Raw genomic sequence first — 18,340 nt, forward strand, 5'->3', positions numbered from 1 at the left:
TCACGCCGATTGTCGCCTCGGCGCGTCATCGTCGATGGCGGCGAGCCGCGCCGCTGCCCGGCGCAGGAACGCCGACGCGCCTTGCGCCTCGGCGACCGCGACGGCCTCGCGTAGCGCGGCCGTCACCTGCCCCGGTGCGGTGTCGGGGAGGGCGGCCAGGATCTCGGCGCGCCGCCGATGCAGCGGCGACAGGAAATAGCCGTCGCCATAGCGTCGCGCGGCGTCGATCGCCGCGTCGATCGTCTGCATCGCCTCGGCCGTCTTGCCGACGATCAGTTGCAGGCCGGCGACCTCGCCGAGATAGAAGCAGGAGAAATGCATCATGCCGAGCGTCTGGAACGCCGGCAGTGCCTCGCACGCAGCCGCGAGCGCCTCGTCTGGATTCTTGCCGAGATGGCCGCGGGCGTGCGCCTCCAGGCTGCCCGCCACCAGCTGATAGAGCGGATAGCCATGGTCGCGGCAGATGCTCAGGGCCTCCTCGGTCGCGAGGAGGACATCCTCATAGTCGCCGCGTGCGAGCTGATAGAAGGCGAGCCACGACAGCGCCCAGGCGAGGTCGAACGGGCGTCCGAGCCGGCGCGCATGCGCGATGAGATCGCTGGCGATCGCGGCCGCGCCGGCATCGTCTCCCATCGCATGCAGCACCTGCAGCAGCGAGGCCTGGCCGGCGACCAGCGGATCCTGCGAGGACAGTTGCGGCAGCCGCGCGCCGTCCGACACCTGATAGAGCTGCACCGCGGCGGCCAGGAGCCGGCGCGCGGCGGGGAGGTCGCCTCTGGCGAAGAGAATGTAGCCCAAGGCAATGCCGCTCTCGATCCGGTGCTCGGGGAGGCCGGTCTGCTCGCCGATTCCCAGGCACAGATGCGCCATCTCCTCGGCACCGTCGAGATCGCCCGCGATGATCAGGAAACTGCAGATGCCGCGCAGCACGGCGAACAGGCCGGCGGTGTTGCCGAGTGCGTCGCAGATCGCCCTGGCCTCGGAGAGCGCCTTGCCGACCTCGGGCACGGTGTAGCCGCGCGAGGCGGCGAGGCTGACGGCAAGCCCGATCAGGAGCTCGAGCTCCAGTCCGGCGCGCTCGCCCTCGGCGGATTGATGACGCAGCAGGTCGAGCGCCGTTTGCAGATGTCGTGCCGCTTCGACATGCGCGGCGCGCGAGGCGGCACGCCGACCCGCGGCCGCCCATAATGGGATGGCCTCGGCGATCGCGCCACTCTCGGTGAAATGGTAGGCTAGCAACTCCGGCTCGGTGTCCCGCGTCTCGGGAAAGCGATCGCGCAGCACGGCCGCGATCCGGCCGTGCAATGTCTGGCGTTCGCGCCGGAGCAGGGACTCGTAGGCGGCGTCGCGGATCAGCGCGTGCTTGAACGTGTAGAGGCTGTCGGGCGGCGCGCCGCTGCTCTCCACGAGGCCGGACTTGACGAGCTGATCCAGGCTCTCGCCGAGCCTGGCTTCGGGCTCCGCCACGATGGCCGACAACAGATCGTAGCTGAAGCGGCGGCCGATGGCGGCGCCGAGATTGGCGATCCGTCGCGCCGGTCCCAATCGGTCGAGCCGCGCCACAAGGGAATCCTGCACCGAGGCGGGGATGGCCACGCTCGCATGACCGTCCCAAGCCGGCGCCGCCGAGGCTTCGATGACGTACTTCGCGAGCTCTTCCAGGAACAGCGGGATGCCCTCGCCGCGGCTCACGATCTGGTGCAGCGTCGTCGCGGGCAGCGCGGCCGAAGCGGCCACATGGGCGCAGATCCGCTCGGCGTCGCCGTGACTCAATCGTCCGAGCTGGAGCCGCGTGACCTGCGGGCTCGCGGCCCAGGGCGGCTCATATTCGAGCCGCGCCGTGACCACGATCAGCCAGCGGCGTTGTCCGGCGCGCCGGATCGCCCGATCGAGCAGCTCCAGCGTGGTCGTGTCGCTCCAATGCGCGTCTTCCAGCACCAGCAGCGCGGGCCCGGTCGGCACCATCAGGTCGATCAGCCGGAGCAGCGTCTCCCGCGTGACCTCCGAGCGCTTCTCGACGGTCATCGTCTGCAGCGGACTGTCCGGCTCGGGAGCGACGCCCAGGACATCGGCGAGCACGGCGCGCGCCGTGGCGTCGCCGACGCCGTGCTCGTTCATGAAGCGGTCGAGCTTGTCGCGACGCGTCGCAGCGCCGTCGGAGCGGTCGAAGCCGGCGATGAGCGCGAGCTGTTCCGAGATCGGATACAGCACGCTGTCACAGCGGGTGGGGCTGCAGTACCAGATCATCTGCAGTTGGGAGACGTCGGCCACGCGCCGGCGCAGCTCCTCGACCAGCCGCGACTTGCCGATGCCCGGCTCGCCATGGAGCAGCACCACCTGTCCGCTGCCGAACCGCGCCGCCGCCCAGCAATCGAACAGACGCGCCAGCTCTTGGTCGCGGCCGACCAGAGGGGAGCTTTCGCCGCGAATGCGGGCGTGGAAACGGCTCGCGACGGCGGCTTCTTCCAGCACCTCGAATGCCTCGACCGGTGCGGCGAATCCCTTCAGCGCGAACGTGCCGAGATCGCGGAAGTCGAACATGCCGCGCGCGATGCGCTCGGTCGTCCGGGCCACGACGATGCTGTCGGGGGCGGCGATCGATTGCAGCCGCGCCGCGAGATTCGGCGTCTCGCCGACGATGTCGACCGGGCGGCCGTCGGCGCGGGGCAGCAGGTCGCTGACCACGACGAGGCCGGTGGCGATGCCGATGCGCAGACGCAGCGCCTGTCCGTGCGGCGCCTCGAGCCGGCCGACGGCGTCGCGCAGGGCGATGGCGGCGCGGATCGCGGTGGCCGCATCATCTTCCCCGGCACGCGGATAGCCGAAATACGCGAGCACGCCGTCGCCGGCATATTGCGTGATGGCGCCGCCATGGCGGCCGATGACGTTTTCGCAGGTCGTCAGGAAGGCGTCGATGACGCTGGTCATATCCTCCGGATCGAGCCTGACGGTGAGCGAGACGGAGCCGACGAGATCGCAGATCAGCGCCGTGACCTGCCGCCGCTCGGCGCGATGCATGCCGAGCAGGCGCGAACTCGTCGTCGTATCGGATGACGGCTGCCGCAATACCCCGCCACACCCGCTGCATACGTCCGAGCCCGGTGGATTGGGGCGACCACAGGTTTCACAATCCATCTGCGTTCGGGCTCCCGGACACGGCTACGGAATGCGAATGAGCGCGAAGCGCGGAGCTGGCGATGCGGGCGCGGTCACGGCGTCCGTATCGACCGACGTCGCGCGCCGAGCGCGATGCATCGGTTTGCGGTACTGGCATTTTGAGCGCGACCAGGACCGGCTGATCATGTCCAACTCATAGCGCATTCGTGGCAAGGTAGCAACGGTGCCGCAATACTCGCGATCGCTCCGGGGAGCGGGAACGATGTCGGACGGCTCCCTCGGGAGTCCTCGATGCTGGCGGGACCGTTCAAGGCTGCGACGATTTGCCTTCGATGTGGGCACAACAGGTCGCCTCTCCTGCGGAGAGAGTCGCGCATGATCTCGCGATCCCGCGGCGGATGGCCCGTCCGGGTGATACATCGTGAGGCCCCCGGGAAAGCGTGAGGGCGCAGGGAAGGCCGGACCTCGACTGAGGCCCGTGGCCCGCCTGCGAAAAAAATGCAGGCGGCAGGTACCACAGGTCAGCCGGAAATCCGGCCCTCCCTGCGCGATGGTTGAACGGCTGCTTCGCTTTCTCCCTGGTGCGCCGGGCTTTCTGGCCATCATCCCCACGCGAAGCAAAGCCTCGACGTGAGTTGATATCAGCATCGGGATATCAGGACCGAGCGACTTGACCGTGCGTGGCGGATTGTTCGTCGGCGCGAGCAACCCGCGCTGCAATCCACCACGCCCACCGCTCCCCGCCTCGCATGTCGTGACGACCGCGATACGCCCCTCAGCTCGAGACGGGATGGGGGATAGAACCATGATTTCCGGAAAAACGAAAGTAGAATATTTTCGGCGCGGGGACTGGACAGGCCAAATCAGCTTGATCGCGCAGCGGAAATCAGTTTCTCGGCGCATTGAGCATCCAGCGGTTGCGCCGCCCGTCCGAGCCTGAGATTTGCTGGTCCGACGCTGACGCGTCGTCCTGAAATGACGAAGAGGGTGACCGAGGCGCCTGGCTGCGCCGCTCTGTCACGGCCAGTCGGCGAAGTTGAGGATGGCCCGTGACTGGCCTTTGGTCCGCTGCGACGAAACACCTTTGCGCCACGCGCCCGGTGATTGACCGGTGTGCCTGACGAAGAAGCGGTTGAAATAGGCGCTGTCCTTGAAGCCGAGCGCGAAGGCGATCTGCTTGATCGTCGCGGTGGTGGTTTCGAGCCGGGTCGCCGCCTCCTGAATGACGCGTTGCTGAATCAGCGCGCTCGGTGACCGCTGCAGCATGCGGGTACACAGCGCGTGCAGGCGATCCGGCGTCACGCCGAGCAGCGCAGCGTAGTCGGCGACCCGCAGTTGCTGATGAAAGCGTTCCTCGACGAGCCGGCGAAAGCGGCTCAGGATCTCGGCGCTGGAGCCTTGCGCCTCGCCGGCGCTCTCGTCGGCAAACAGCCGCCAGAAGCGCAGCACGCACAGGGTCAGCTCCGACGAGATGATCGAGGCCGCGCCGCGCCGTGAGGGATTTTCGATCTCGGCTGCGATCGCCGCCATCGAGCGCGCGATGACCGCGGCGAACTCGGTCGTGACGGAGAAGGCCAGGACGGCCTCCGTGCCTGCGAGGTCGAGATAGGCGGGCTCGGCCGAGGAGGGCAGGTGGCGGTGCCAGAGCCCGGAGCGCAGCCGCAGGAGATGGCCGGCGGAACCGGCCGCGACGTCGAGATGCTCGGCCCCTCCCGCCGGCACCCAGACCAGCGCCGCACCGGCCCAGATCTGGATGTCGTCTTCGGCGAAGCGTACCGAGGCCGTTCCGGCGGTCAGGCAGAGCAGGTGGACGAACGGCCGCGCGGCATCCGAGCGCAGGGCCCAGCGCCGTGCCTCGAAATGCGAGGGAATGGCTTCGGCCCCGAGCGCTGCCGGGGTGCCACGGGCCGTCGGCGGCAGCGTCCGAGGCGCGGCATTACGCGCAATCGTCACCCCAGAAAAGTGCACTCTTTTACCGGAACTGTCCATTGCGCCACCCAAGCCTGCGGTGTTTCCCTCGTCAAGTCCCGACGACCGCAAACAAAAACCGCGGACGACGTCGGGGCAGAGGAACGTCACCGATTCACCCGCGCGGTCCGCGCGCGTGAACATGGGAGGAGGACAGACAGATGACTTCGACCAACCGTCGTCAGGTGTTGCGGATCGCGGGAGCGGCGGCGATCGCAGCCGGCTTTGCCGTATCGGCCGCCCAGGCCCAGCAGGACAAGATCCGCATCGGCTATGCGATCTCGAAGACCGGCCCCTATGCCGGCGGCGCCGGCATCACCACGCTGCCCAACTACCAGCTCTGGGTGAAGGACGTGAACGCGGCCGGCGGCATCAAGCTCGGCGACAAGCGCCTGCCGGTCGAGATCGTCGAATATGACGACCGCAGCTCGTCGGAAGAAGCGGTGAAGGCGATCGAACGCCTCGCCAATCAGGACAAGGTCGACTTCATCCTGTCGCCCTGGGGCACCGGTCTCAACCTCGCGGTCGGTCCGACTCTCAACCGGCTCGGCTATCCGCATCTCGCGGTGACGTCGGTGACCGACAAGGCGCCGGAGCTCGCCAAGCGCTGGGCCAATGCCACCTTCTGGCTCGGCACCTCGGCGCAGATTTCCAATGCGCTCGCCGAGCTGCTCGGCAAGCTGAAGAGCGAGGGCAAGATCGGCGGCACCGTCGCGATGGTCAGCGTCGCCGACCAGTTCGGCATCGAGCTCGCCGCCGCTGGGCGCGAGGCCTTCAAGAAGGCCGGACTGACCGTCGCCTACGACAAGACCTATCCGATGGGGTCGCAGGATCTGCAGCCGCTGCTCAAGGATGCGATCGCGAGCAATGCCGATGCCTTCGTCGCCTTCAGCTATCCGCCGGATACGATCGGGCTGACAGAGCAGGCACAACTGCTCAAGTACAATCCGAAGATCTTCTATGTCGGCGTCGGCACGGCGTTTCCGCTGTTCAAGGGCAAGTTCGGCGCGGGCAGCGACGGCGTCATGGGCATCGGCGGCTGGAATGCCGACGCGCCCGCGCTCAAGGATTATCTTGCCCGCCACAAGGCGGCGACCGGGCAGGAGCCGGATCGCTGGGCGAGCCCGATCACCTATGCGAGCCTGCAGGTGCTGCAGCAGGCGATCGAGAAGGTCGGCAAGGTCGATCGCGCCGCGGTCGCCAAGGAGATCCGCGAAGGCACCTTCGACACGATCATCGGCAAGGTGAAGCTGAAGGACGGCCTGCTGCAGGAGGTGTGGGGCGTCGGCCAGTGGCAGAACGGCGAGTTCTATGCGCTGGCGCCGGCCTCGCTGCCGGGCGCACGCGCCGCTGTCGTGCCGAAGCCGGAATGGAAATAGCCGGAACGAGGTCGTGAGCTCGCGGGCGCGCGTGATCCGGCGTGCGTCCGCGGGCTTCGCGCAAGAGGCACGCGCCCCATGCTGATGTTCGACATCCTGCTCCCCGGCCTGGTGCTGGGGGGCATGTATGCCCTGATCGCGCTCGGACTCACGCTGCAATATGGCGTCGCGCGCATCATGAACCTGTCCTATGGCGAGTCGCTGGTCGCGGCCGCCTTTGGCACGCTGTCGCTCTATTCCGGCCTGCAGCTGAGCCCGCTGCTGGCGCTGCTGCTCGCGATTCCCATGGCGGGGCTGCTGAACTGGCTGCTCTATCGTCTGCTGCTGCAGCGTCTGATCCGCCGGAGCAAGGACGCCGGCGCGCAAGAGGTTGACAGCATCCTCGTCACCTTCGGCGTGCTGTTCGTGATCCAGGGCGTCATGCTGGTGGCCTTCGGCGGGCAGTATTACAGCTATAGCTACCTCTCCATTCCCGTGACGGTGCTCGGCTCGACGCTCGCGGTGAACCGGCTGGTCGCGCTCGGTTTCGCCGCGCTGATCGGCACCGGCGTCTATCTCGCGCTGACGCGAACAAGGATCGGCACAGCCGTGCGTGCCGTCGCGGTCGATGCCAATGCCGCGCGGCTGGTCGGCATCGATGTCGCTTGGCTCGCGGGCCTGGCGTTTGCGTTCGGCGGTGGACTGGTCGCGGCCGGCGGCGTGCTGGTCAGCATGTTCCTCACCTTCAATGCCTCGATGGGCGTCGTGTTCACGATGAAGGCGCTGGTGGTGGTGATCATGGGCGGCGTCGGCAACGTCATGGGCGCGCTGGCCGCAGGGCTGCTGCTCGGCGTCGTCGAGACCGCGGTGGCGCGGCTGGTCGATCCCGGGCTGACCTTGGCGGCGACGTTTGCGATGTTTCTCGCCGTGCTGCTGATCCGGCCGACCGGACTGTTCGGAAAGGCGGCGTCGTGATCAGCCCCGGCAAGATTCTCGCCTGGTGCATCGGGCTCGTCGGCGTTGCCGCGGCAGCTGCGCTGCCGCTCTACGCCAACGGCTACTATCTCGCGCTCGGCATCAGCATTCTCTATTTCACCGTGCTGGCGACCGCCTGGGCAATGTTCTCCGGGCCGACCCGCTACGTCTCGCTGGCGACGGCTGCGTTCTTCGGCATCGGCGCCTATACGGCGGCGGTGACGGGCGAGACGCTGAGCTGGCCGCTGCAACTGATGACCGCTGCGGGTGTCGGCGCTGTCGTCGCGGCCATCACCGGCCTGTCGACGCTGCGGCTGTCCGGCATCTACTTCATCATCTTCTCGTTCGGCCTGGCCGAGCTGATCCGCCAGCTCGTGATCTGGTACGAGGTCAACATCCACAAATCCGTCGGCCGCTATCTGTTCAGCGACATCACCCAGGAGATGCTGTACTGGCAGCTCTGCGCGCTGACGGCGCTGGTCTTCCTCGCCGGCTTTCTGCTGACGCGCTCGCGCTATGGCCTCGCGCTGCGCGCGATCGGCGCCGACGAGACCGCCGCACGCCATTCCGGCATCGATGCGACCGCGGTGAAGCTCGGGGTCTTCATCCTCAGCGCGGTGTTCATGTCGGTGACCGGCGCGATCATGGCGCCGCGCTGGACCTATATCGATCCGGCGATCGCGTTCAACCCGATGATCTCGTTCCAGGTCGTGATCATGGCGCTGCTCGGCGGCGCGGGATCGCTGATCGGCCCGGTGCTCGGCGTCATCCCGCTGGTGCTGCTGTTCGAGGTGCTGACCGCGGCGCTGCCCAATCATTTCAGCATCGTGCTCGGCCTCATCTTCATCGGCATCGTGATGGCGCTGCCGCGCGGTGTGATCGGGCTCGTCGACAGCACCTGGCGGCGGGAGCGCCGGGTCGTGCCCGCGAAGCCCGAGCAGGACGGTCGGCCGCTGCTCGTTGCGGAGGCCGTCGGCAAATCCTTCGGCGGCCTGCGCGCCGTCGACAGTGTGAGCCTTGACGTCCGCGCCGGCGAGATCCTCGGCGTGATCGGTCCTAACGGCTCCGGCAAGACGACGCTGCTCAACATGCTCTCGGGCGCGCTCGTGCCCTCGGCCGGCACGATCCGCTTCGGTGGCATCGTCATCAGCGGTCTTGCGGCACACCGGATTGCGCGGCTTGGCCTCGCCCGCACCTTCCAGTTGGTGCGGGTGATGCAGGACCTGACGGTCGCCGAGAATGTCGCGGCGGCGGCGTTGTTCCGCACGCGCCAGACCGGTGCGGCCACAGAATCGATCCATGAGCTGCTCGCCCTGGTCGGCCTCGATGGCATGGCGGAGATGCCGGCGGGCGACCTCACTTACATCGACCAGAAGCGGCTGGAGCTGGCCCGCGCGCTGGCGCTGCATCCGCGTCTTGTGCTGCTCGACGAATGGCTGGCTGGGCTCAATCCGACCGAGCTGGAGACCGGCATCGAGCTGATCGCCTCCTTGCGCGACCGCGGCATCACCATCGTGATGGTCGAGCATGTGATGGATGCGATCCGCGCGCTGTGCGACCGCTGCGTCGTGATGAGCGCCGGCACCGTGATCGCGCGCGGAACGCCGGGCGAGGTGCTGGCCGATCCCGCCGTGATCACAGCCTATCTCGGAGAGCCCGATGCTTGAGATCAAGCGGCTGTCGCACGCCTATGGCAAGCACCAGGCGCTCACCGATGTCGCGCTCGAGGTCGCGCGCGGCGAGATCGTCGCCATCCTCGGCGCCAATGGCGCCGGCAAGTCGACGCTGCTGAAGGCGATCGCGGGACTGATCCGGCCATCGGCTGGGTCCGTGATCCGCCTCGGCGGGACGGACATCGGCTCGCTCGCGCCGCATCTGATCGTCGAGCGCGGCATCGCGCTGGTGCCGGAGGGCCGCGGCGTGTTCGGCGATCTCACCGTCGCCGAGAACCTCCAGCTCGGCGCTTATCCTTCGCGCGCCCGCGACGGCGAGGCCGCGCGGCTGGCGCACGTGCTGGCGCTGTTTCCGCGCCTTACCGAGCGCATGGGGCAGGCGGTGCGCACCATGAGTGGCGGCGAGCAGCAGATGGTCGCGATCGGCCGCGCACTGATGTCGCGGCCCGATTTGCTGCTGCTCGACGAGCCGTCGCTCGGCCTGTCGCCGCTCTTGAGCCGCGAGGTGTTCCGCGCGCTGAGGACGATCCGCGGCGATGGCGTCGGCATCCTGATGGTCGAGCAGAACGCGCGCGCCAGCCTCGACATCGCCGACCGCGTCTACCTGATCGAGCAGGGGCGCAACGCCGGCCGGGGGCCGGCGTCCGAGATGAAGAACAATCCCGACATCCAGCGCGCCTATCTCGGCCAGTCGCGCGCGCCGGCTTCCGCAACCGTAACAACCCGATCGACCTAGGAGCGCCCCATGAACGCGATCAATCTCCTGATTGGCGGCAAGGACCAGTCCGCCACCAACCAGCGCACCTTCCAGCGGCTCAATCCGATCAGCGGCGAGATCGCAACCATCGTTGCGGCGGCGTCGATCGATGACGCGCTGCGCGCCGCCGATGCCGCCGCGGCGGCATTTCCGGCGTGGTCCCGGCTCGGCCCGGGCGAGCGCCGCAAGCGGCTCAATGCGGCTGCGGATGCGCTGGCGCGCAACGCCCCGGAGTTCATCGCGCTGATGATGGCCGAGACCGGCGCCACGGCGGGCTGGGCCGGCTTCAACGTGCATCTCGCCGAGGGCATGCTGCGCGAGGCCGCGGCGATGACGACGCAGATCGCGGGCGAGGTGATCCCGACCGACGTGCCCGACAACATTGCGCTGGCGCATCGCCAGCCGGTCGGCGTCGTGCTCGGCATCGCCCCGTGGAATGCGCCGGTCATCCTCGGTGTCCGCTCGGTGGCGATGCCGCTCGCCTGCGGCAACACCGTGGTGCTGAAGGCCTCGGAGATGAGCCCGGGCGTGCACCGGCTGATCGGCGCGTGCCTGGCCGAAGGCGGTCTCGGCGACGGCGTCGTCAACGTCGTCACCAATGCGCCCGAGGATGCGCAGGCGGTGGTCGAGGCGCTGATCGCCCATCCCGCGATCCGCCGCGTCAACTTCACCGGCTCGACGCGCGTCGGCCGTCTCATCGCCATCGCCTGTGCCAGGCATCTGAAGCGCGCGCTGCTCGAGCTCGGCGGCAAGGCGCCGCTGGTCATTCTCGACGATGCCGATCTCGACGCCGCGGTGAACGCCGCCGCGTTCGGCGCCTTCATGAACCAGGGCCAGATCTGCATGTCGACCGAGCGCATCGTGGTCGACGACAAGGTGGCGGATGAATTCGTCGCAAAGTTCGCCGCCAAGGCCAACAGCCTGCCTTACGGAGATCCGCGCAAGGGCGATGTGGTGCTGGGCTCGCTGGTCAGCGCCGCCGCCTGCGACCGTGTCGGCGGCCTGATCGAGGACGCGGTGGCCAAGGGCGCCGTGTTGGCCGCCGGCGGCCGCGGCACCGGCACGATCATGCCCGCGACCATCGTCGATCACGTCACGCCGGCGATGCGCATCTATGGCGAGGAGAGCTTTGGCCCGGTGGTGACGATCGTGCGCGTCGGCGGCGTCGACGAGGCCGTGCGCGTCGCTAACGACACCGAATATGGTCTGTCGTCGGCGGTGTTCGGCCGCGACATCGCCCGCGCGATCGGCGTCGCCAAGCGCATCGAGTCCGGCATCTGCCACGTCAACGCGCCGACGGTGCATGACGAGCCGCAGATGCCGTTCGGCGGCGTCAAGGCCTCCGGCTATGGCCGCTTCGGCGGCAAGGCCGCGATCGACGAGTTCACCGAGCTGCGCTGGATCACGGTGCAGACCGGCGAACGGCACTATCCATTCTGAGACGGCGTTTGCGGCCCGGCCCTGGCGCATCGTCGGATGCAGCCAGAGCCGGTTGCATTCCGCGCGGCCATGCGCGGCAGCTTTTCGATATGTGTCGATGGTGCGAGGCGCGATCGAAATTCACGTTGTAGCTCCGCTGGTTGCGGCAGACAGGCGCGCTACTTTAAAGAAATTCCAACGGTTTTAGATCGATTCAGTTTGCTGCGGCCCTTCTCTTGCCGGACGTTCGGATCATCACGTGCAACGTCGATGAAGAAGGGTGGGTTCGAGCGCATGCGGCTGTGGGTTCAGGTCCATACGTGGACGTCGCTGATCAGCATGATCTTTCTGCTGATGCTGTGCCTGACCGGGCTTCCGCTGATCTTCCATGACGAGATCGATCATCTCTTCGAGGACGAGATCGCCGCGCCGGCGATGCCGGCCGACACGCCGCTGCTGCCGCTCGACCGCCTGATCTCGGCGGCCAAGCAGCAATTGCCGGATCAGCATGCGCTGTTCGTGAGCCTGAAGCAGGCGGAGCCGCTGATTGTGGTCGCGATGTCGCCGACCGCCATTCCGGTGCCCGGGCAGTTTCATCGCCTCACCGTGGATGCGCGCACCGGCGTCGTTCTCGGCGAGGAGGCGCCGCATCAGGACGTCATGGACGTGATCCTGCGCATCCACCGCGACATGTTCACCGGCCTGCCGGGCGAGCTCTTTCTCGGACTGATGGGACTGGTGTTCGCGGCTTCCATCGTCTCGGGCGTCGTCGTCTACTGGCCGTTCATGCGGCGACTGCAGTTCGGCACCGTGCGGGATCGCTCGGCCCGGCTGAAATGGCTCGACCTGCACAATCTGCTCGGCATCGTCACGGTGAGCTGGGCGCTCGCGGTCGGCTTGACCGGCACCATCAACACGCTGGCGGTGCCGCTGTTCGATCTCTGGCGCGCAAAGACCATGCCGGCACTGCTCGCGCCCTATCAGGGCAAGCCGCTGGCGGAGGCAAAATCGATCGAGGCCGCCGTTGGCGCCGTCCGCACCGCGTTTCCGGACCGACTGGTGACGTCCATCACCCTGCCGACGACGACGCGGTTCGGCAGCCCGCAGCATCTGATGATCTGGACCAAGGGCCGCACGCCATTTACCGCGCGCATGTTCGAGCCGGTTCTGGTCGATGCCCAGGACAGCAGCAAGATGGTCGCGCCCGAACTCGCCTGGTATCTCACCGCGTTGCAGGTGTCGCGGCCGCTGCATTTCGGTGACTACGGCGGACTGCCGCTGAAGATCATCTGGGCCGTTCTCGATGTCATCACGATCATCGTGCTGTGCAGCGGACTCTATCTGTGGGCCGCCAAGCGCTGGGGCTTCCGCAGGAAGGTGTCCGGCGTCGTTAGGTCGGCAGCGCCCGCGGTGGTGTCGCCATGAGCTCCTCGGCCGCATCGGCGACGCCATCTGCCCGCGTCGCGCAACTCTCGACCTGGCAGGTGTTTCGTGCGCCGCTGCTGATCGGCCTGGTCGCCACAGCCGGGCTCGCCTTCGGACTGCTCGGCGACGGGCTCTGGGACGGCCTGTGCTGGCTCGGACTGTCGATTCCGATTCTGCTGTCGCTCGCATACGGCACGAAACTAAGCCGCGGCGCGAAGGCCGGAGCGCAAGGCGCTCAGGCCGGGACGCAGGATCTGCCGCTCTGAGCGCCGACGTCCGCCGTCGGTCGGCGGAACATACCCCGCATCATTGACCTCGATCCGCGCTGCTGGACGACGCGCTCGGCGCGATGACCCTGATGCGCTCGGCCGGCCAACGATCCCACGCATCTCTTCTCTCACGCGTCCTCTCGCGCGCGGCGCCTCATTGCGATGGCAGCGCGCTGCGTCGGCGGCGCGTGATCGGTCTCGTGCAGCGAGCGCCGACGCGAGCGGCGTCGCTCCGCCCTGGAAACAAACAGATACAATGGTCCCGGTGCTTTCTTCGATCTGCGCGCGGCGCGGCGGAGATGTGGCGCATTTGAAAGCAAAGATTGATTCAAAAGTGGCAATGTGATTAGTTATCATCGTACGATTGATCGGAATTATTTCGATGAGTTCGAGACGATCGGTGTCGTGAGCTGTATCAGCCGGCACGACCACGTCGGTCTTCTTCGCGAAATCCGCGCGACATGCGCTTCTTTTGAAGGCTTCAAAGAAGCGGAGTGAAAAGAATCTCGTAGTAGCGACAATCTGTTGAGCTGATCGCTTCGGCGACGCTGTCGCTCGTTAGACGAGTTCTACGTCGCGCGGCGCCATCCTCAAATACCTGTGTGTTAGGACCACCGACGAGCCGAGTTGGAACTTGGAATGATCGGGGTGTCAGGATGGTCTGTCGCATTTGGGATAAAGACGTTGGATTGACGATGTCGTTGGGACTTGTGAGCTCATTGGCGCTCTCGCTGAATGTCGGAGGCGTTCAATCGGCCTTCGCGCAGACCAAGCTCCCCGATGTGACCGTCGACGCGCCGAAGCCGAAAGTCCGGCAGACCGCTTCGAGACCGCAGACGACCGCGACGCGGACCGCTCAGCAGCGCCGCGTCGCGCCGCGCAACCTGCCGCCGACCGCCCCGGTGGCCTACGTGACGCCGTCGACGGGCACGATCGGCGCGCCGCCGTCGCCCTATGCCGGCGGCCAGGTCGCGAGCGGCGGCGGCCTTGGGCTGCTGGGCAACCGCGGGGTGATGAACACGCCGTTCAATCAGACGAGCTTCACATCGCAACTGATCCAGAACCAGCAGGCGCGCACGATCCGCGACGTGCTGATCAATGATCCCTCGGTGCGCACGATCCAAGCCGCCGGCGGCGGCGCCGACAGCCTGTTCATCCGCGGCTTCTACTACGACAGCGGTGACTACGCCCTGAACGGGCTGGCCGGAATCGCGCCATATTATTCGACGGGCGCCAATTTCATCGAACGGGTCGAATTGCTGAAGGGGCCCGCGGCTCTGCTCAACGGCATGACGGTCGGCGGCACTGGCGCCTCAAGCGGCGGCGCGGTCGGCGGTAGCGTCAATCTCGTCACCAAGCACGCGCTCGACACCGACATCACGCAGCTAACGGCGACCTATGCGTCCAAGACGCAATTCGGCGAGCAGATCGACATCGGCCGTCGCTATGGCGAGCACAAGGAGTGGGGCGTCCGGCTGAACAGCAAGTATTCGAACGGCGATACCCCCTGGAACCGGCAGACCGACGAGTTCGGCAATGCCCACCTCGCCGTCGACTATCATGGCGAGAATGTCCGAATCGATGCCGATGTCGGCTATCAGGCGGACAAGCTGAATCCGCCGCTGCGATTCTTCGGCGTGGGTACTGCCGTCACCAGCATTCCGTCGCCACCGTCGTCCGGCACCAATTTCCAGGTGCCGTGGGCGTATTATGCGCCGACCGATTTCTTCTCGACGGTGAAAGGCGAAGTCGATCTCAACGATCGTATCACCGCCTATGCCGGATTCGGCTATCACGACAGCAACATCAACTACCGCTATCCGTCGCCGGTGCTCTCGAGCAATGCTGGCCTGTTGTCCGGGACTCCGGGAACGGGAAGCGAGACGTACAAGACGTACGCCGGGGAGGCCGGCCTGCGCATGACGGCCGATACCGGCCCGATCAACCATGCCATCAATGTCGGCTATTCGGTTACCGACCGCACCTATAACCAGCAGGTGGTTGTCGGCAGGTCGTCCACGTGGAGTCTTTACAGCGAGCCGACCAACATCGCGTTGCCAAGCTTTGCGACGCTCCAGGCCAGCCAGGCCGTCGGCGCCAATCTCTGGAGCATCGGCGTCTCCGACACGATGTCGCTGCTGAACAAGCGGATTCAACTGACCGTCGGTGTGCGCAGACAAACCGCGGGAACGGAAGTCACGAATCTCGTTACTCCAGCATCGAGCCGCCCCTTCGAGGACACCTCGGTGTGGACGCCAGCCTATGCACTCGTGGTCAAGCCCGTCGAGTTTGTGTCGCTTTATGCCAATTACATCGAAGGCCTGCAGACCCCGACCGTCGTCGCCGCCGGCTATGCCAACAGCGGCACGGTCTTCCCGCCAGGGCAGACCAAGCAGGTCGAGACCGGCGTCAAGGTCGACTTCGGCCGAATCACGACCACCGTCAGCGCATTCGATATCTCGCGCCCCAGCGTGATTACCACGAGTTCAGGGGGAGTGCTGACTCAAGAGCTGAATGGCCGGCAGCGCAATACGGGGGCCGAGTTCAACGTGTTCGGCGAGGTTACGCCGACGCTTCGGCTGCTGGGGGGCGTCGCGTATATTCACGGCGTGCAGGAGAAGACCTCGGGCGGCCTGACGGACGGCAAGCGGGCGATCGGCGTGCCCGAGCTCACCGTGAATCTCGGCGCCGAGTGGGATACACCGTTCGTGCGGGATCTGACGCTGACGGGGCGGGTCGTCTACACCGGTGCACAATATGTCGACGCGGCCAACAAACTCTCGCTGCCGGATTGGACACGCGTCGACCTGGGCGCCCGCTACACCTTCACCTCGCCCTGGAACGGCAAGCCGATCGTGCTGCGGGCGAGCGTCGAGAATGTCTTCGACAAGGCGTATTGGGCGTCGGCCTATAGCGGTGTGATCACCCTGGGGGCGCCGCGCACCTATCTCGTTTCCACGACGTTCAATTTCTAGGACGTCGATACGCGTTGGCGATGATGGGGCCGCCGCACGGCCGTTGTGCGGCGGCCTTGTTAGTCTGAGCGATGCGGACGGCGTTCGATTCCAATCTGATGAAAAGTTGCGTAGCTCATCGATTGCGTCGAGGCGTGATCATCTCCGCGGTGACAAAGCGGTCGGGTCAGCAAATCATCTAGTTGGAGCCGATACATCCTCGTGTTGAATCGTCACCTGCGTGTCACCTTGGAGAGATTAAAAACTTCGATCGGCGGTATCCTTTTGACTGTCATTATCAACTGCATTACTCGTTGTTCATCAACGTCGATTGTTAGTAGGAGTAGCCGGGCATGATGGTCTTCGACAGAGATGACGTCACCTTCACCGTCGTCGTGAATCACGAAGAGCAATATTCGATCTGGCCGACCTTCAAGGACATTCCGAACGGATGGACGGCCGTCGGCATGACCGGAAGCAAGAAGGAATGCCTGGACCATATCGAGCAGGTGTGGACCGACATGCGGCCGCTCTCGCTGCGCAAATTTATGCAGGACAACGCTCTCGCATCAGCCGAATCCTGACGCGAAGGAGATCGCTGCGATGCGGCTCATCTGTTTGCCCTATGCCGGCGGCAGCGCCATGGTCTATGCGCGCTGGAGGAGAGGTCTTCCGTCCTGGATCGAGGTCCAGCCGCTGGAGCTGCCAGGACGGGGCGCGCGGATGGACGAGCCACTGCAAACGGATGCGACGGCGTTGGTCGATCAGCTCGCGTCCGAACTGGTCGGGACGCCGTTGGCGGAGCCTTACGTCCTGTTCGGGCACAGCCTCGGCGGCTTGCTCGCCTTCGAGCTCGCGCACAGGCTGCTCGCGCTCGGCGCGCCAAGGCCGCAGATGCTGCTCGTGTCCGGAACGGAAGCGCCTGCCGTGCGCGACGGCAGCCGCTGGCGCGAGCCGCTCGGTGACGACGCATTGCGCGAGGAGCTTCTCAGGCTGAACGGCACGCCGCCGGAGGCGTTGCAGAGCATGGAGATCATGCGCGGCACACTGCCGATCCTGCGGGCCGATTTCCTGATGTGCGGGAACTACGTGTATCGGCGGCGCCAGCCGTTGCCGTGTCCGCTGCACGTGTTCGGCGGAGAGCTCGACGAAACGCGTGCCGAGGCACTGGAGGCATGGCGGGCCGAGACCTCCGGCACGTTCGGCCGCGACATGCTGCCGGGCGACCATTTCTTCATCCACAGCCAGCAGGCGGATCTGCTGAAGCTCGTTGCCGCATTGCTGGTACGTCGGGCATGGCCGGAGCCCGCCGTTGCTCGCGCGGGGCCTTGAGCGGCGCGTCGAAAGCAGGACCCAGCCGGAAAAGCCGGCTGGTGAAGAAACTTCGATGCTGAAATCGACGGGAGACGGGGAGAAGTCATGTTCACAATACAATCTAAAGTAGAACAAGAATCGCTGCCGTTCCTTCTGCGGGCCAGCCGCACGCAGCAGCCGCTGATGGAGGCCGTCAGCGAGGTCCGCGACATGATCGAGCGCCAGCTCTACGCGTGCGGCGGAATTCTCTTCCGTGGCTTCCATCTCGACGGCGCCGAGGCGTTCAGGAGCTTCGCCGCGAGCTTCGGCCATCCGCTGCTGTCCTATGAATTCGGCTCGACGCCCCGATCGCAGGTCAGCGCCGGCGTCTACACCTCGACCGAATATCCGCCGCACCAGAGCATCCCGCTGCACAACGAGCAGGCCTATACGCGCGACTGGCCGATGAAGATCTGGTTCTATTGCGAGCAGGCGGCACAGCAGGGCGGCGAGACGCCGGTCGCCGACAGCCGGTCGATCCATCGCGACATTCCGGCTGCGATCCGTAACCGCTTCGCCGAGCGGGGCGTCATGTATGTTCGCAACTATGGCAGCGGACTCGATGTCGACTGGCGACAGGTGTTCGGCACGGAGTCGAAGGCCGAGGTCGAGGCCTATTGCGCCTCCCATGCGATCGCCTGTGAATGGAAGGATGGCGACGAGCTGCGGACGCGGCAGGTCTGCCAGGGGACCGCGGTGCATCCCGTGACCGGGGACATGGTGTGGTTCAATCAGGCGCATCTGTTCCACGTCTCCAGCCTCGCACCCGAGGTACGGGAAAGTCTTCTCGACATCGTCGGTGATCCGCTCGAGCTGCCGCGCAATGCGTTCTACGGCGACGGCGCGCCGATCGAGGATGAGACGCTGGCCACGGTCAGAGCCGTGCTCGACCGGCATAAGATCGTCTTTCCCTGGCAGACCGGCGACGTCGTCATGCTCGACAACATGCTGACGGCGCACGCGCGCGAGCCGTTCAAGGGGCCGCGCAGGGTGATCGTCGCGATGGCGCAAGCCCATCGCGTGAATTGAGCCTGCGCGATCGATCCTCACATTGTTATCGGACCTTCGGAAG

General features: G+C 66.3%; 13 protein-coding genes. 11 read left to right on the plus strand and 2 right to left on the minus strand.

Features of this window, described 5'->3' with window-relative positions; genetic code table 11:
- Positions 1 to 3,066: an ATP-binding protein gene (locus tag QW868_RS23680; protein ID WP_316231643.1), complete on the minus strand. Its 3,066-nt coding sequence runs from the start codon at positions 3,064 to 3,066 to the stop codon at positions 1 to 3.
- 1,068 nt (positions 3,067 to 4,134) lie between these two features.
- Positions 4,135 to 5,070, minus strand: a complete 936-nt coding sequence (locus tag QW868_RS23685) for a helix-turn-helix domain-containing protein (RefSeq protein ID WP_316231644.1) — start codon at positions 5,068 to 5,070, stop codon at positions 4,135 to 4,137.
- Between the two features lie 176 nt (positions 5,071 to 5,246).
- Here QW868_RS23685 and QW868_RS23690 point away from each other — a divergent pair, with 176 nt between their 5' ends.
- From QW868_RS23690 to QW868_RS23740, 11 genes are all read left to right on the plus strand, one after another.
- Positions 5,247 to 6,464 (plus strand): amino acid ABC transporter substrate-binding protein, encoded by a 1,218-nt coding sequence (locus tag QW868_RS23690; RefSeq protein ID WP_315739506.1) that lies wholly within the window; start codon positions 5,247 to 5,249, stop codon positions 6,462 to 6,464.
- A 78-nt stretch (positions 6,465 to 6,542) separates the two neighbouring features.
- On the plus strand, positions 6,543 to 7,418 hold the full coding sequence (locus QW868_RS23695; protein ID WP_316231645.1) for a branched-chain amino acid ABC transporter permease: 876 nt from the start codon (positions 6,543 to 6,545) through the stop codon (positions 7,416 to 7,418).
- Positions 7,415 to 9,085 (plus strand): branched-chain amino acid ABC transporter ATP-binding protein/permease, encoded by a 1,671-nt coding sequence (locus QW868_RS23700; RefSeq protein ID WP_316231646.1) that lies wholly within the window; start codon positions 7,415 to 7,417, stop codon positions 9,083 to 9,085. The genes QW868_RS23695 and QW868_RS23700 overlap by 4 nt, the downstream gene beginning before the upstream one ends.
- Positions 9,078 to 9,827: an ABC transporter ATP-binding protein gene (locus tag QW868_RS23705; protein WP_316231647.1), complete on the plus strand. Its 750-nt coding sequence runs from the start codon at positions 9,078 to 9,080 to the stop codon at positions 9,825 to 9,827. The genes QW868_RS23700 and QW868_RS23705 overlap by 8 nt, the downstream gene beginning before the upstream one ends.
- A 9-nt stretch (positions 9,828 to 9,836) precedes the next feature.
- On the plus strand, positions 9,837 to 11,288 hold the full coding sequence (locus tag QW868_RS23710) for an aldehyde dehydrogenase (protein WP_315739510.1): 1,452 nt from the start codon (positions 9,837 to 9,839) through the stop codon (positions 11,286 to 11,288).
- A 273-nt stretch (positions 11,289 to 11,561) separates the two neighbouring features.
- A complete protein-coding gene (locus tag QW868_RS23715) occupies positions 11,562 to 12,692 on the plus strand; it encodes a PepSY-associated TM helix domain-containing protein (RefSeq protein WP_316231703.1) in 1,131 nt (376 codons plus the stop codon).
- A complete protein-coding gene (locus QW868_RS23720) occupies positions 12,689 to 12,958 on the plus strand; it encodes a hypothetical protein (protein ID WP_316231648.1) in 270 nt (89 codons plus the stop codon). The genes QW868_RS23715 and QW868_RS23720 overlap by 4 nt, the downstream gene beginning before the upstream one ends.
- A gap of 698 nt (positions 12,959 to 13,656) precedes the next feature.
- Positions 13,657 to 15,936 (plus strand): TonB-dependent receptor, encoded by a 2,280-nt coding sequence (locus QW868_RS23725; protein WP_316231649.1) that lies wholly within the window; start codon positions 13,657 to 13,659, stop codon positions 15,934 to 15,936.
- A 332-nt stretch (positions 15,937 to 16,268) separates the two neighbouring features.
- On the plus strand, positions 16,269 to 16,499 hold the full coding sequence (locus QW868_RS23730; RefSeq protein WP_316231650.1) for an MbtH family protein: 231 nt from the start codon (positions 16,269 to 16,271) through the stop codon (positions 16,497 to 16,499).
- Positions 16,500 to 16,518: 19 nt separating this feature from the next.
- On the plus strand, positions 16,519 to 17,247 hold the full coding sequence (locus QW868_RS23735) for a thioesterase II family protein (RefSeq protein WP_315781224.1): 729 nt from the start codon (positions 16,519 to 16,521) through the stop codon (positions 17,245 to 17,247).
- Positions 17,248 to 17,334: 87 nt separating this feature from the next.
- Positions 17,335 to 18,297, plus strand: a complete 963-nt coding sequence (locus QW868_RS23740) for a TauD/TfdA family dioxygenase (RefSeq protein WP_316231651.1) — start codon at positions 17,335 to 17,337, stop codon at positions 18,295 to 18,297.
- Positions 18,298 to 18,340: the final 43 nt, after the last annotated feature.

The sequence above is a fragment of the Bradyrhizobium sp. SZCCHNR1051 genome, assembly GCF_032489615.1.
In the GTDB taxonomy this organism is placed as follows: domain Bacteria; phylum Pseudomonadota; class Alphaproteobacteria; order Rhizobiales; family Xanthobacteraceae; genus Bradyrhizobium.